This window comes from Verrucomicrobia bacterium S94 (assembly GCA_004299845.1).
GTDB lineage: Bacteria > Verrucomicrobiota > Kiritimatiellia > Kiritimatiellales > Pontiellaceae > Pontiella.
The window spans coordinates 2,122,807-2,138,283 of record CP036201.1; the positions used below are offsets into that span (position 1 = coordinate 2,122,807).

Below are 15,477 nucleotides of genomic sequence, written 5' to 3' on the forward strand. Positions count from 1 at the left end.
TTAAAGAAGCGGAGAATGTAGCGACTGCCCTCCCCCTTGACAAGAAGGCAGGTCCGCCAATTTCGGGAAAAGCGGAAGCTTCATTCCCAGCCAGCGTTACTTGAGCTACATGATAAATCCAATCAAGTTATCAAAAATTTCGGATTGGACACAAAATTCTAATTTACGTTCGATTTCAATTGATCGGAACCATGGTGGGAGTTACATTGTGCTGTCTTTTTGTAAGGAGTATTTCGACCAACTACCGAGGGGAAATGGAATGAAAAAAACACTTTCAACGATGCTGATCGTTTATTTATCAACTTCGTCGCTGATGGCACAGAACCTGATTGATGCCAACGGCGGCTTTGGTGCCGTCGTCGGCGACGAGATTGTAACCGGCCTTAGTGACCCGTCTGATTATGACCTTTGGTATTATGCCGATCATTACACCACCGTCGGAACTACCGGTTATCTTGAACTGAACGTGAGTACAAATACTGTCATTGATATTGCCAATGGTATAACCACCAGCGTCCGAGATGGTGACAACGATATGTACGGAACAATTCATGTCAATTCATCGTTTGGAAAGAACACACTGACCATCAATCATAGTGGCGATAACAAAGTCGAGAACACCAATAGTGATGGCGGTTCCGCCATACACGTCAATTCCGCTTCTGATATCACCATTAACGGGGGCACATACGCCAAAACCGTTGTAAACTGGAGACAATCAGCAACCGGCATTTTCGGCGGCTTTGACAACCTATACCTGAACGGCACATCATTCTACGGAGGTGAAAACACCGGTGCGGATAGCGATGACGGTGGTACTGCTCTCGAAATAGCGGGGGGTAATACCGTTATTGTATTCGACGAAGACATGGGACAGATTATTCAGGGCGGCAGTACAGGTACAACAGACACAAAAGATGATTTTGATGCATTTAACGAAACCCTATCTGGTGAATCCAAATACGGAGGGTACGGCATTGAGGTTTCGGGCGGAACCCTTACTTCCACCAACATTAAAGTTACAGCCGGCTCTGCAGGTAAAATCGTTCTTACCGCCATTCGCCTTATAGACTCCACTGTGACAAGCGATGAAATCGGTGGTAATGCCATTCAAGGCACCACAACATTCAGTGCATACAAGGGGGATATTACCGGGACTGACGGCGGGGAAATCACCATGCAGAGTGTTTCTGTGGCCGACGGCTGGAGCGTGGAATTCAATGTGGACGGCGGCTCAACCATCAACGGAGGGATTCAAAGCGGAACGCTTGAACAAAGTACTCTAGTCGCAGGGAGCGGAGGCACCATTTCCATTGTACCGACCGTGGAAGGCAGTGCTACTCTGACTATGGAAGGCGGAGACGTCGTCAACGGCGATTCGGCAGGAGCAACGCTGATCGGATCATCCTTTTCTGCCGGCGATGGCGGGAGCACTGAAGACACATTCACAGCTTCTAATGTAGTAGCAATGTTAAACGGCGGAAATGGCTTTGTGAATACCGGCTCTACTGCAGCCGGCATCGATGACAGTGTCTTCTATGGCGGAGATGGCGGAACCATTTCGGTAATCACACTTGATGCGAGCAATGCCACAACGATTGCCGCTTCTGGCGGATCAGCTTATTCCGGAGCCCTGCAAGCCACAAACAGCACTTTTCTGGGCGGTGATGGAGGCGACATTGACCAGTCAGGAACCAGTTCTACCGTTGCTACAGCTGATGGAGGAAACGGCGCCACTGTTTCAGGCACTTCCTCCATTTCCGGAGGAATATATTCAGGAGGTAATGGCGGGAAGGCCGTTACTACTGAAGGCACGGCATCATCTTCCGGCGGTTCAGCTGTCTATCAAAATGGAGGCACTCTAACAATTGACGGGGGAACATTTGCCGGTGGTAATGGCGGTGTAGCAAGCGGTTCTGATGCATCCGCAAACGGCGGCCACGGCGTGTTCACAACAGGTGGAACACTCACCATTACCGGCGGTCAGTTCCGGGGAGGACTTAAAGGCAGCTCCGGTGCCGGAGATTCGAAAACAGCCGAAAACGGAAGAGGTGTTGCAGCTCTCGACAGCTCAGTAACCATTGATGGATCAGATGTTGAAATTACAAGAGGCCTTCTGTTTGAAGTCACCAGCGGATCCCAGGAATTAAACCTGCTTCAAGGTGCCATTTATGGCGATATCGACCTGTATATGGACAGTGGAGCCACAACCGAACTCAGCCTATCACAGGCCATTGAAACCGATGGCGTACTTAACCAGTACGGAGGAACTACAAAAGTGATGCTGACCGACTCAGAGGACGCCTCCGTTTTCAAAACAGTGAATTTAGATGGAACGATGAGTTTTGAAGGCGCTTTTGCAACGATTGCCGGGAATTATAATCTTTCGACCAACAGCGCTCTGATTTTTGATCAGGGTGCGGAGCTAAGTTCCGGCACATCCATTAAAGCCGGTCTCGCTGATATCGAAACGACCTCCGGCGACCTTATCCTCGGTAACGGCTCTTCCATTTCAATCGATTACAAGACGACGTTTGATCAAAACGGAACCTCTACAATGACTGGAGGACATATCACAACCGCCGGCTCCCTGGATCTATCCAACCCTACGGCTAATATATCGGTAAAAGGCATTGCGGCGGTTCCGAATCAGGTTGTACAATTGACGACAGGTGATGTTGAAACCGGAAGTAACAACCTTGAAGATGTTGTTACCGCTAATTTTGGATGGCTCGTGGATGTTGCTCTCGCGGAGAATAACGGTATTGAAGCCACCCTTTCATACGCGGGGCTGGATTCTGAACTGGGTGATATCCATTCAAATGTTCTGGACAGTGTCGAAACCGTCCTTACAGATCCCAATCTTACTTCTGAAATGGATTTCTATGAAATGAACGCATCGGGTTCATCTTCTATGCGTTTCGGAATCAGCCAGCTTGCAGATGTTGCAGAATCAACATTTCTTATGAGTCAGCACGTCAATCAGCAGCTTGCCGCGCGCGGCACAGAATTTCGTTCAATGAACGGATTTGCCTCCAGCAATCCCTCTTTAGGGAAAACCCCTAACGGGGTTGCCGGTCCGGACAGCGACGAAAAAACCATGCAAGGCTGGGTCCGTGCATATGGCTCCAAAGGATCCACAGATTCAAAAGGCGAATTTTCAGACTATGATTCAGACACATGGGGCATGGTCATCGGTGTGGATAAAAGTTTTGGGAACCTGCTGATAGGACTTGCCGGCGGCCACGCTCAAAGTGATATTGAAGGCTCTTATGATGCGGACGTCGATTCCTATTACGGCTCTCTTTATTCCACCTATGGCGGAGAACGCGTTTTTCTTGATCTCGCACTTACCTATGGTCAGGCGGATACAACAGAGACTCTGTCCGGAGGAGATTCCACTTCGTTCGATTCCGATTTCTTCAGCTTCTACGCCGGAGTCGGAATTACATATGACGTACATGAGATCATGAGCATCACGCCGGAAGCATCCTTCCTTGGAACATACTATGAACAGGATGGGTTTGACCGTTCCGGCTCTTGGGGAACAGCAGTTGCCAAGGAATATGACACCGCCTCCTACCTCACCTCTCTGGGGGTAAATCTCTCAACCATTCATCAGCTGGACTGGATCAGCAAAAACATTGCATTCCTTCCGGAGTTGCGTCTTCATTGGTTACACGAGCTGAATGCAGATCAGGATGATTTCCAATATAACGTCAACGGTGTCGGCTTCCTTCCCTTTGCCGTACGTTCGCGGGATGAGGATTTCGGTCGTATCGGACTCGGATTTGATGTATGGAGCTGGAATCATGAGAATGCCAAACTCGAATTTGACTATGACGGCCTGTTCTCCGACACCTATAATGAGCAGATCGTAAGCGGAAAACTGACTGTTAGATTTTAACCCATCTTTATCGGATTAAAAAAAGGTGATCAGAAATGATCACCTTTTTTTTGTACACCCGCGAATAAACTTGTTTTCGCACTGAAGAAAGGTAAATCTGAAACCAGATATTCCTCGGCGCATCAAAAGCATCTGTTATGAAATCAATTATCATTCCCTGCTTGAGTTTTTTTCTCTTTTCATTTGAAGCACAGTGCATCAATGCTGAAGGCATAGAAACGATTTCAAAAATTCAGACTGAAACGATACCTGCGGATTTATTGAAGAGTATCCACATTAAATATCCATTCAACCATGCCGTCTTTCCTCCCGACATCGTAGCCCCTTCCTTTCAATGGCATGACGAAAGTAACTCCCGCTTATGGTTGATGCTTATATCATCAGAAACGCTGTACGAACCTTTGCGGATTTTTTGTGACGGGAAAAATCCGGAACCGGTCATTGATCCCAAAGCTGTCAGTCCTCTCCACAATAGAGAAAAACTGGTGGAGAAAAACCTTAGAAGCTGGCGACCAGACCCTAAAACATGGGAAATAATAAAAAAGAATTCCCGTACAGCCCCTCTGAAAATCACTATCTACGGCTTTAGAAACCAAAACGCTACGACCCCACTCTCTTCCGGTACTGTTACGATTAACACTTCTGAAGACCCGGTGAATGCTCCGGTATTTTACCGGGATGTTCCTCTTATGCCCTCCCAGGATAAAAGCGGGAGCATTAAACCCATTGCAGCTGATGCTCTGGACCTTATTAAATGGAAACTCCGTGATATTTCAAAAGAAAATGCAGTAACGGTGTTATCAAAAATGCCGACCTGCGCAAACTGTCACTCTTTTTCAACGGATGGAAAATATCTTGGTATGGACCTTGATGGCCCCGATGGAGACAAAGGTGCATACACGATCGTCGGTATCGCAAAAAACATAACGATTAACCAAGAAGATATCATCAGCTGGAACGCCTTTGAAGGCTCTTCCCGGAACCATGAAAACTTCGGGCTGTTTTCTCAGATATCGCCGGATGGAAGATATGTCATCAGCACGCTCAACGAATCCGTATATGTTGAAAATTTCGCCGATGCCCGCTTTATCCAGGCGTTTTACCCTACCCGCGGGATTCTGGTCTTTTATGATACAGAAACCGGACAGATGAAACCGTTGCCCGGAGCCTCCTCTCCCCAATATGTACAAACAAATGCAGTCTGGACTCCGGATGGAAAAACTCTGATTTTCTCAAGAGCTTCAGCAAAAGATAAGTATGAACACAAGCGCCGAGCCTCCTTTCCCGGCGATAAATACGAAACCCAAATCCAGTATGATCTTTATTCCATTCCATTTAATGAGGGGAAAGGAGGAAAAGCTGTACCCATAAAAGGAGCCTCCAATAACGGAATGAGCAACTCATTTCCCAAGGTTTCTCCGGACGGAAAATGGATTGTATTTGTTCAGAGCAAAAACGGCCAATTGCTCCGCCCTGACAGTCGCCTGTATATTGTCCCGGTCGAAGGCGGAGATGCTCGTGAAATGAACTGCAACCTCGATCTTATGAATTCATGGCACAGCTGGTCCCCCAATGGGAAATGGCTGGTTTTCTCATCTAAAGGTTTAACGCCTTTCACCCAGATGTTTCTGACCCATATTGACCGCGACGGAACTGATACTCCGCCTGTTCTCATCCCCAATTCGACAGCCGCAAACCGGGCCGTCAATATCCCGGAATTTGTGAACGCGGAAACAGATGTAATCCAATCGATCAAAGCGCCGACTCAACAATCCTACAAACTGAATAACGAAGGAGTTAAACTTGGTAGAAGCGGAAGATACACAGATGCCCTATTCAAATTTGAACAATCAATAGAGCTAAACCCGTATTTCGCAGAGGCCCATATACACCGCGGAGTCACTCTGCTCAGACTCAAACGATACCGGGAAGCCGAACAAAGCCTCCGAAAGGCACTTGAACTAAAACCCGACGATGAAAATGCACATTTTAATATGGGGGCCGTTTTAGAGTCCAGAGACCTTCCCGAAGCAGTTCAGCATTACGAACATCTTTTAGTGAATTACCCTTATCTCGACCAGATCAGATCCCGCCTGATAGAAATCTATCTTGCGCAGCAAAACTACACACAGATTATCTCTCATGCGGACTATTTCTTAGAAGCCAGACCGGAGAATATAGAACTCAGAAACTTACTGGGCATTGCCTATTTCAAACTCGGGGCATTCAAAAAAGCAGAAAAACAACTGCAACAGGCCCTCAAACATAATCCGGATAAAATCCCCACATTAATCAACTACTCCTGGTGCCTGGCATCCGACCCACAGGCTACCGCTTCGGACAGAGCACAGGCAATACAACTTGCACTGCACGCAAAAGAGTTGACCGGAGGAAATCAGGCAGGAATCCTGGACGCAGTCGCTTATGCCTATGCAGCAAACAAACAGTATGATAAAGCTTTAACGTATGCGATGGCAGCATTGAATCTCGCAGAAAATGAACGAAATACCGCTCTGAAAGATCAGCTATCCCGGCGGATTAAACAATACAGACAGCAAAATACGTCGACCCGTTAATCATTCTGTAATAAACAAAAACCCCTCCTTTTACGGAGAGGTTTTCAATGCTGAACTGCCGGAAATTTTATTTATCGGTCAGAGCAACGATACCCGGGAGCTGCTTGCCTTCCATAAATTCGAGGGAGGCACCGCCGCCGGTGGAGACGTGACTCATCTGATCGGCTACGCCGGACAGATTGACTGCGGCAACAGAGTCGCCACCACCGATGATGCTGATGCTGTCGGATTTGGCCACCGCTTCGCAGACCGAGAAGGTTCCCTTCGCGAACGGTTCCATTTCAAAGCAGCCCATCGGTCCGTTCCACACCACCGTTTTCGCATTGGCTACCGCATCGCAGTAAAGCTCAATGGTTTTCGGACCGATATCCAGAGCCATCCAACCGTCTTCGATGGAATCGCCGGAAACTTTAACATTGGCGTCAGCGGAAAATGCGTCGGCAACGGTGTTATCGATAGGAAGCAGCAGCTCAACGCCCTTCTCTTCCGCCTGTTTGAGAATCTGACCGGCCAACTCAACTTTGTCTTCTTCAACCAGAGAACCTCCGATGGCTTTGCCCATCGCTTTGTAGAAGGTGTAGGCCATGCCGCCGCCGATGAGGATTTTATCGCATTTATCCATCAGATTGATGACTACGTCGATTTTTCCGGAAATCTTCGCCCCGCCGATGATGGCTACAAACGGTTTTTCCGGGGCTTCCAGGGTCTTACCGAGATACTGGATTTCTTTTTCCAGCAGGAAGCCGGCGGCACACTGATCAATAAATTTGGTCACTACAGCCATGGAGGCATGGGCACGGTGAGCAGTACCGAAAGCATCGGAAACGTAAACATCCCCGTAAGAGGCAAGCTCTTTGGCAAAAGCTTCCTGTTCTTCAGCGGTGCAGCCTTTGCCTTCTTCTTCTTTATAAAAACGGACGTTTTCCAGTACCAGGATTTCGCCGGCCGGGAGTGCTTCAACCAGGGCCTTCACTTCATCGCCGATCACATCGGGAGCGAGGGTGACTTTGGCATCAACCAGCTCTGCCAGACGGTCTGCTGCCGGTTTAAGGGTGAATTCCATGTTCTTTTCGCCTTTCGGACGACCGCAGTGGCTCATCAGTACCAGCGAACCACCGTTCTCAAGCACATAGTTAATGGAAGGCAGGGCGGCCTGAATACGCGTGTCGTCCCCGACAACACCGTCTTTTACCGGAACGTTGAAGTCGACGCGCATCAGTACACGCTTACCCCGAACATCCAGGTCCTTAATCGTCATTTTATTCATTTCTAACTCCTGTTGGTTAAACGTCCTTCGAAATAAGCCGTTGACTATAAGCATATCGAAAACCGAGTCAAACGAAACAAAGCTGTTGTCCTGCGTTACGAATCCGATAAATTGTTCCTTAAACAACGTCCGAGGATTAAAAAATGAATATAGACACTGCTACCGCCCGAATTGAAGCTGACTTGAAAAACCTGGAACGTGCTATCGGCGAACCAGTCTTTGATGAATGGGCGATTATTGAAAAAACTTCCGAAGGCTGGAAGCTGGTGGAATACCGAGGCGACCGGCATGAAGAATTCGTAGCCGGCTTCGTTCGGGATATGGCTGCACTGAAAGAGACCCTTGACCCCTCCAATATTCAGATCGGGGATTTTGCCTTTTCGCACGAAGGCTACGGCTCGGGCTTTGACGCCCACATCTGCGCCGGAAAAAATAAACTGGTGATTTTCAACAACACGAAGAAAAACACCGATGAAATCACGGCGAATCCCAAATGGACTTCCGCCCAGGTGCATTTCAACAATCTGCTCGAAGCATTTATTGCCGATCCTATAGCATAGACGAAGCGGAAAGCGCCATCTACTTTCAGGCCATCCCTGTCCAGAGAAAATAGCCGAAGGCAGCCAGCAGAAGTACGGCCACGATACGTGGCAGTCGCCCGAGCACCACAACAAACAGCAGATGCACAGCACACAACCCCATCAGAATCAGTAGAGACTGCTGCAGAAATTCAGAGCCTGGAATGTCTCGGAAAACAGCAAAAATTCCTATGCAGAGCGGAATGCAGATATGCGCATCGCCCGACTGCGAGGTGTAGACCACATCCATCCGGGCTTTGGAGGCATAGTAAAAGGCCAGAATTGCATTCGGCAATACCATGAGCACACCACTCGCCCAGCCTAGCACCTGCGGCGGAAAGGTATCGCTTTCCAGAGACTGGAACCACTGCACCAGCCAGTCAGTCGAAACAAAAACCCCGGCGGCCCCGATCAGCAGCAACAGCATTTCAACCGGAAGCGTCAACGGATAACTTTTCTTTTTCAGCAGATTGGTCTTTTTTACATCATAGACATGAAAGCACTGCCAGAATACAAAAAGAAGAAGCAGCACGAATCCGTCCATCCGTCCGATTTTTCCATCGGCAGCCAACAGCCAGATAAAAAGGGAAAAGAAAAGCGCCGCCACCAGATTGAGCGCCAGTGAAAGACGCCCCATTTTATGCTCCAGCACCACGGCCTTGCTTTTTTTCCGCGGAATGCTGGCCATGCCCCAAATCAGTACCGGTGCCCCGATCAGCAACGTCATATTCGTGATATTATTAAACAGACAGTTGATCAGAACGTCGTCGCCTTTTCCCGCATTCATGGCCAGGACAAGTGCAAAAACAATGTTGCCCATCCCCGAGCAGAACGGCATGAAAACGGTGCCCAGCACCGTACCTTCCACCCCCTGCCCCGACAGGGCCTCCAGACGCCAGACGACCAGCAGGCTCGCCAGCAAAAACAGCAGGATGCAGATGACGGGTGCGTAGTCGCCGAAGGCGGTGATCGTTTTATAGACAGCTTCCATAGGCCGGAAAACCTAGCAGGTTTGGAACCATTTTTAAGATTAAATTCGCCGCATACCGCTATTGGTATGCTTAATCCTTTTGAAGTATGGTGTATACCGATTTTGTGTGTTAGATGTATGTGCTTCAAATCGTGAAGAGGTTCAGCTGTCGGGGGACGGCTGAATCTAAACGCCTGATTAGACACAAAGGGACTTCAGATGCATATAGTGGATTGGATTATCGTCGCCGCATTTCTCGGTGTTAACATTGCCATTGGAATTTATTTCAGCCGCCGGGGCGGAAAAAATGTGGATTCCTTTTTTGTTTCGGGTCGATCGTTGAAGTGGTATGTCGCCGGAGCTTCGATGATTGCCACTAATTTTGCATCCGACACTCCCCTTTGGGTCGGCACCTGCGTCCGGGAATCCGGGCTGCACGCCGTCTGGCGATACTGGTCTCCACTCATCGGCTGTGCACTGGGCGTGGCCCTGTTCAGCCGCCTCTGGCGCCGCACCCGCGTTGTTACGGATAATGAAATGCTGGAACTGCGTTACAACGGGAAAGGGGCTCAGCTTCTGCGGGGAGTTACAGCCGGAGCCGGCGCATTACTGCTCTGCCCGATGATTATCGGCTGGGTCTGTAAAGCCATGATCACTATTGCTCAGGAAGCACTGGGAGTATCCGGACAGACCTTCTCCATTATCGGCATGGAAATGCCTGCCGAGATGGCCGTTACAGTTGTGGTTATGGCCTGTGCCATTGTGGTTTCAACCTGCGGCGGCATGATGGGTGCGGCCTACTCCGACTTCCTGCAGTTTCTTCTCGCGACGCTCGGCACCTTCGTGCTGGCCTGGCTCGCCATTCAGGAAGTCGGCGGTTTGAGTTCCATGGTGGAGCAACTGCAGTCGAATACCTCCTGGATGGGGCACGAAATGAATATTGCACCCCAAATCAGCACCGGAATCACTCCTGAAGGAAAACCCGGGGTAATGTCCATATGGAATGCTATCGGCTTCTTCGGAATCCTCTGGTGGGGCAATGCATTATGCGGCGGACACCAGGCTCAGCGCCTTCTGTCGTGCAAAAATACAAAACATGCCTCAAATGCACTGCTGATGTTCGCCATCATCTATTTCGCCGTCATCTGCTGGCCATGGATTGCCGTGGCTCTCTCTTCCCTGATTGTTTTCCCGGATATGGGCGAAGCCGGCCACGATGCGGCTTATCCACGAATGATGCTGCACATTCTTCCGATCGGACTCCGGGGCATTATGATGGGAACCATGATTGCCGCTTTCACCTCCACGGTACAGACCATGTTCAACTGGGGGTCGAGCTATATCGTTAATGATATTTACCGCCGGTTTGCCGTCCGGGAAGCTTCGGACAAACACTATGTGCGGGTTTCCCGTGTCGTTACTGTACTGGTTGGAGTACTGGGGGGCTTCATCGCTTTTAAAGCGGACAACATTCTTCAGCTGCTGGACATCTTTTTTGTAGTCGGCATCTGCTCTACCATGGTTGCAGTCCTGCGCTGGCTCTGGTGGCGGCTGACTGTCGAGGGCGAAGTTGCAGCATTTATCCTCAATTATGTACTCGGAATTCTTATGCTCTTCGGCCATCGGATTTTCGGTCTCGACACCCCGCTTTTCGATCGTCCTATGGGCTGGCTGTTCAACCTTCCTGATGAGATAAGTTTCACCCAGAGCGCCGATATGCTCGGCGCCCGCATGCTCGTTGTCATGTTCATCAGCACCGCCGCAGCCATCATCATTTCGCTACGGACAAAACCGACCGACATGAAACTTCTGACCTCCTTCGTTCAACGAACACGCATTCACCGCTTCGGCTGGGCACCGGTCGTCGACCGGATTGAAGGCTATAAACCGGCCCAAACACTTCCTCAGGTCTTAACGGACTGGATTTTAATTACAGCCACTATCTGCTCACTGCTCTTTATGTTTGCAAACATCCTGCGCAACCGCCTGCCCGAAGCCGCCGGAATGCTGGTCCTTTTCGGTGCACTTCTTTTCTGGGTCGTCCATCGAACCAGAAAGGAACTCAATGAAGACGATGCATAAAATCATTCAGTAACCCATCAGAGCCACATAGAACCGAATCATCAGCGCCCGGAGAATGCATAAAAAAAGCGGTCCGGATTTGCCTCGCACTGTTCTTCGGAAGTTCAAATATTCCGGCACAGAAAAACACTGCAGCAAAACCGGCCTCCATGACGCGAAAACTTCACCGAATGAATCCCGAAGCAACCCCGCGACAAACTGTATTTCGGCGGCTTCATCAATTTATCCTTCGGCGATTATTCAGTGATTGGAATAGAACCGATGATCAGCTATCAGATAACGCCGAAGTGTTCTTCGGGTGTGGAAATCCGGTATGACCACTACCCAAAGTGTGTTTGCGCGCTGCCGCATTACACAGCAGTTTTATCTGCAGCTGGAACCCGCAACATACAACGTTGAACGGTTTTACCGAAGCGGAGATTCCGCCGGCCGGCAAAGGGTCCCTTATATTTTCACAGGCGGCGACATCAGCCAGCCGACCAACGAAAAAAGCCGGATCTATACAGAAATCATGCTCGACCTGCTTCAGGACAGCAAATCGCCCTATGACAACCGAATGCCCTTTTTCAGCATTGGCACCGGAACCGGTTTCCAACCCCGAAGAATATATCTTTACCAGACTGCATTCGATGGGGACGCGATCGGTTGTTTATTCCGAGCCGGGCCTCGTATCTCCGCTGATAACGTACTGGCAGGTTCGTACATAAAAAAAGCGTCTCCGGAATGGAGACGCTTTTTGAATTCAGAGAATCGTCCGAACTTAACCGACGATAACTTTGATCAGGTCGAGAACCTTGTTGGAGTAGCCCCATTCGTTGTCGTACCAGGATACAACCTTAACGAAAGTACCATCCAACTGGATACCGGCACCTGCATCAAAGACCGAAGTGTTCACTTCGTCACGGAAGTCCGTGGCAACCAGCGGCTCATCAGTATAACCGAGAACACCAGCGAGTTCACCTTCAGAAGCTTCTTTCATTGCCGCGCAGATATCTTCGTAAGTGGTTTCCTTTTTCAGGTTGACGGTCAGGTCAACAACAGAAACGTCGGAAGTCGGAACGCGGAAAGCCATCCCGGTCAGTTTGCCGTTCAGTTCCGGAATCACTTTACCAACCGCTTTAGCTGCACCGGTGGAAGACGGGATGATGTTTTCCAGAATGCCGCGACCGCCGCGCCAGTCTTTCATGGAAGGACCGTCAACAGTTTTCTGTGTTGCAGTAGCCGCGTGAACGGTAGTCATCAGACCTTTTTCGATACCGAACTTGTCGTTCAGAACCTTAGCGATCGGTGCCAGGCAGTTGGTCGTGCAGGAAGCATTGGAAACGATGTCCTGACCTGCGTAGGAATCGGTGTTTACACCGCAGACAAACATCGGAGTGTCATCTTTGGACGGAGCGGAAAGAACGACTTTCTTTGCACCGGCTTCAATATGTTTACGGGCAGTTTCGTCAGTCAGGAAGAAACCGGTGGATTCAACAACCACTTCTGCGTCAACGTCGCCCCAGGCGAGGTTGGCCGGATCGCGCTCAGCGGTGATGCGGATTTCCTTGCCGTCTACAACAAGGGCACCTTCTTTTACTTCAACAGTACCTCCGAAACGACCGTGTACAGAGTCATACTTGAGCATGTATGCGAGGTAATCAACGTCCAGCAGGTCGTTGATGCCTACAACTTCGATATCTTCACGAGCCGCAGCTGCGCGGAATACCATACGTCCGATACGGCCGAAACCGTTAATACCAATTTTAGTAGCCATGATTAGCACCTTTCCTTTTTAGGTTAGAAACACCAGTTTCGTTCAAAATGAGCGCAAACACTACCCAACCGCCCAAACCCCGTCAATATCCTTAGAATTGTTTTTCGATGCGTAAATACCGATAGTTACCCAGCCTCTAATAAGATTGATTCTCAATATCAAAAACACCTCTATCGCAGAGTCTTCGGTTCGTTAACAGCCCTGCGGCGATCAACCCTGCAAACATCAGAAGCCATTTCTGCAACCTTTCCCGTCCCTGTCATGCTCAAATCCGAAATCCATACAAACGCGTCGTTATTTATATTTAATCTAAATAAGAATTTGACTTGCTGCTAGGCTGCGTTAAATTCACGGCGTTTTCCGGATATCGGAAAAGTTTCCTGTCAGGGTGGTCCTGAAGGCTGTTGTTAAACGAGATAATCCCAGCGGGCGGGTTCTGCGGCTGAACCGTGTGCCGGATCGTAAAACTATGCCCGAACAATATCATTCCAGACCGTTTGAGGACTGCACTTTTCCGCCTGTCACTATGCCCCTCTTTCTACCGGTTCCTCTTCGTTCGCGGCCGATTTAATAGACAAAGGAGATGCAAATGAACTGTAAGAACATAATGATCATCGGTCTGACCGCTGCAGCAACCGTGACTCTGGCCGGAGACCGTGACGCCGAGCGACTGGCTGCACTCGAAGAACAGGTGAAAGCTTTAACCGGTGAAGTGGAAAAGGACCGTTTCGCCGATGTTATCCCCGAACTTGGAGAATCCGTTTACGGCATGGGCCCTGCGGCATCGAAGGTCTACAATAAAGACCAGGGTCTGTCCATCGGCGGTTACGGCGAAGTGCTCTATGAAAACCACAACGGGTCAGACAGCACCAAAGACGATCAGTTCGACATGCTTCGCGCCATCCTCTATTTCGGATATAAATTTAACGAGAAGTGGGTACTCAACACTGAAATCGAACTTGAACACGCTAATGAAGCCTTTGTTGAATTCGCCTATCTGGATTATCTTCACAGTGATGCGCTAAACTTCCGCGGCGGTCTGATACTTATTCCGGTCGGCATCATAAACGAACTGCACGAACCCACCGTCTTCCTCACGGCCAAACGCTCCATGGTTGAAAATAAAATCATCCCGACCACCTGGCGTGAAAACGGTGCCGGTATTTTCGGTGATATCGGACCGGTCAGCTACAAAGTTTATGTCGTCACCAGTCTGGACGGCAACGAGATCGACGCGGATGGTGTACGCGGGGGACGGCAGAAAGGCTCCAAAGCGGTTGCCGAAGACTTCTCGCTCGTCACCCGTGCAGACTGGGAAGTCACACCGGGATTCACCATCGGCGGCTCAATCTACGGCGGTGAACAAGGGCAGAATACCGGCGTAGACGCAGGATTCATGCTGGGAGAAGCCCACATTATGGCCCGCAAAGGCGGCTTCACATTCAACGCACTGGTAACAGCAACCAAACTGAGCAATGCGGATGACCTGAGTGTTGCTAACAGTTTGCCAACTTCCGAGTATATCGGCGAACAGATGTTTGGCTGGTACACCGAATTCGGCTACGATATCTTTTCAAACTCAGACAAAGGGGAACTCCAGTTGACCCCGTACCTTCGGCTGGAGCAGGTGGATACACAGAGCAAAAAAGCGGCAGGCTCCACCGTCAACGCCGATCTGTATCGTTACGACATCATCACAGCCGGCCTGAACTTCCAGCCGATTGATGAAGTCGTGTTCAAACTTGAACATCAGTTCATCCGGAACGGAAACAATGACAACCTTGATCAGACCAACCTGGCTATGGGCTATGTCTTTTAAGGCAACTTTTTTATCGTGCATACTGCTGGCGGCCTCTGTGCAGGCGGGGAAATACCCCACTGCAGATGAGGCCGTCCGCCAGATCTTCCCCAAAGCGGTCTCTTTCGGGCGGGAAACACGGCTTTTGACGCAGACACAGCAACAGGCCGTGGCGGATCTTTCAGCACAGAAAGACATCACAGCCCTGGTGACCCGCTACGCGGTATACAGCGAATCCGGAACATTGGGCTATGCCTATCTCGACAAACATATGGTACGAACGCTGCCGGAAACCCTGATGGTGGCAGTCGATACCGACAGGAAGCTGGTCGGCATCCGGGTGCTGGCTTTTCGCGAACCTGCAGAATACATCGCGCGTGACGGTTGGCTGGAACAGTTCCTCGGAAAAACGGTTAAAGATGAAATCCGCATGAAAAAGAACATCGACGGTATCACCGGGGCCACCCTGACCTCGCGGGCGGTTACACAGTGCGCACGGCGCACACTGGCTATCCATCAGGTCCTCGAACAGCAGGATTGATC

The 15,477-nt window shown here is 49.8% G+C and carries 9 protein-coding genes; 6 read left to right on the plus strand and 3 right to left on the minus strand.

The window, feature by feature from the left end:
• Positions 1-109 precede the first annotated feature (109 nt).
• Entirely contained in the window at positions 110-3,907 is a 3,798-nt protein-coding gene (locus EGM51_08990) for an autotransporter outer membrane beta-barrel domain-containing protein (GenBank protein QBG47518.1), read from the plus strand.
• A 137-nt stretch (positions 3,908-4,044) separates the two neighbouring features.
• Positions 4,045-6,483, plus strand: a complete 2,439-nt coding sequence (locus tag EGM51_08995) for a tetratricopeptide repeat protein (protein ID QBG47519.1) — start codon at positions 4,045-4,047, stop codon at positions 6,481-6,483.
• A gap of 67 nt (positions 6,484-6,550) precedes the next feature.
• Here the strand turns inward: EGM51_08995 and EGM51_09000 are convergent, their stop codons facing one another.
• Positions 6,551-7,750, minus strand: a complete 1,200-nt coding sequence (locus EGM51_09000; GenBank protein QBG47520.1) for a phosphoglycerate kinase — start codon at positions 7,748-7,750, stop codon at positions 6,551-6,553.
• A gap of 143 nt (positions 7,751-7,893) precedes the next feature.
• Between EGM51_09000 and EGM51_09005 the strand changes: the two genes are divergently transcribed.
• A complete protein-coding gene (locus EGM51_09005) occupies positions 7,894-8,310 on the plus strand; it encodes a hypothetical protein (GenBank protein ID QBG47521.1) in 417 nt (138 codons plus the stop codon).
• Between the two features lie 25 nt (positions 8,311-8,335).
• Here EGM51_09005 and EGM51_09010 read toward each other — a convergent pair whose 3' ends face one another.
• Entirely contained in the window at positions 8,336-9,319 is a 984-nt protein-coding gene (locus tag EGM51_09010; protein ID QBG47522.1) for a sodium:calcium symporter, read from the minus strand.
• Positions 9,320-9,517: 198 nt separating this feature from the next.
• On the opposite strand from EGM51_09010, the gene EGM51_09015 reads away from it, so the two are divergent.
• Positions 9,518-11,380 carry a hypothetical protein gene (locus tag EGM51_09015; GenBank protein ID QBG47523.1) on the plus strand — a complete coding sequence of 621 codons (1,863 nt, stop codon included), beginning with the start codon at positions 9,518-9,520 and terminating at the stop codon, positions 11,378-11,380.
• A gap of 760 nt (positions 11,381-12,140) precedes the next feature.
• On the opposite strand, the gene gap is transcribed toward EGM51_09015, so the two are convergent.
• A complete protein-coding gene (gene gap, locus EGM51_09020; protein ID QBG47524.1) occupies positions 12,141-13,136 on the minus strand; it encodes a type I glyceraldehyde-3-phosphate dehydrogenase in 996 nt (331 codons plus the stop codon).
• Between the two features lie 589 nt (positions 13,137-13,725).
• Here gap and EGM51_09025 point away from each other — a divergent pair.
• Positions 13,726-14,955, plus strand: a complete 1,230-nt coding sequence (locus tag EGM51_09025) for a hypothetical protein (GenBank protein ID QBG47525.1) — start codon at positions 13,726-13,728, stop codon at positions 14,953-14,955.
• A complete protein-coding gene (locus EGM51_09030) occupies positions 14,861-15,475 on the plus strand; it encodes an FMN-binding protein (protein QBG47526.1) in 615 nt (204 codons plus the stop codon). Before EGM51_09025 ends, EGM51_09030 begins: the two co-directional genes overlap by 95 nt.
• The last annotated feature ends 2 nt before the right edge of the window (positions 15,476-15,477 follow it).

What these genes read in the sequence shown, in the direction of transcription:
- EGM51_09000 (QBG47520.1), bottom strand. Translation starts at nt 7,750, where the DNA reads ATGAATAAAATGACGATTAAGGACCTGGATGTTCGGGGTAAGCGTGTA.
- EGM51_08990 (QBG47518.1), top strand. Translation starts at nt 110, where the DNA reads ATGATAAATCCAATCAAGTTATCAAAAATTTCGGATTGGACACAAAAT.
- EGM51_09025 (QBG47525.1), top strand. Translation starts at nt 13,726, where the DNA reads ATGAACTGTAAGAACATAATGATCATCGGTCTGACCGCTGCAGCAACC.
- EGM51_09030 (QBG47526.1), top strand. Translation starts at nt 14,861, where the DNA reads ATGAAGTCGTGTTCAAACTTGAACATCAGTTCATCCGGAACGGAAACA.
- EGM51_09015 (QBG47523.1), top strand. Translation starts at nt 9,518, where the DNA reads ATGCATATAGTGGATTGGATTATCGTCGCCGCATTTCTCGGTGTTAAC.
- EGM51_09005 (QBG47521.1), top strand. Translation starts at nt 7,894, where the DNA reads ATGAATATAGACACTGCTACCGCCCGAATTGAAGCTGACTTGAAAAAC.
- EGM51_09010 (QBG47522.1), bottom strand. Translation starts at nt 9,319, where the DNA reads ATGGAAGCTGTCTATAAAACGATCACCGCCTTCGGCGACTACGCACCC.
- EGM51_08995 (QBG47519.1), top strand. Translation starts at nt 4,045, where the DNA reads ATGAAATCAATTATCATTCCCTGCTTGAGTTTTTTTCTCTTTTCATTT.
- gap (QBG47524.1), bottom strand. Translation starts at nt 13,136, where the DNA reads ATGGCTACTAAAATTGGTATTAACGGTTTCGGCCGTATCGGACGTATG.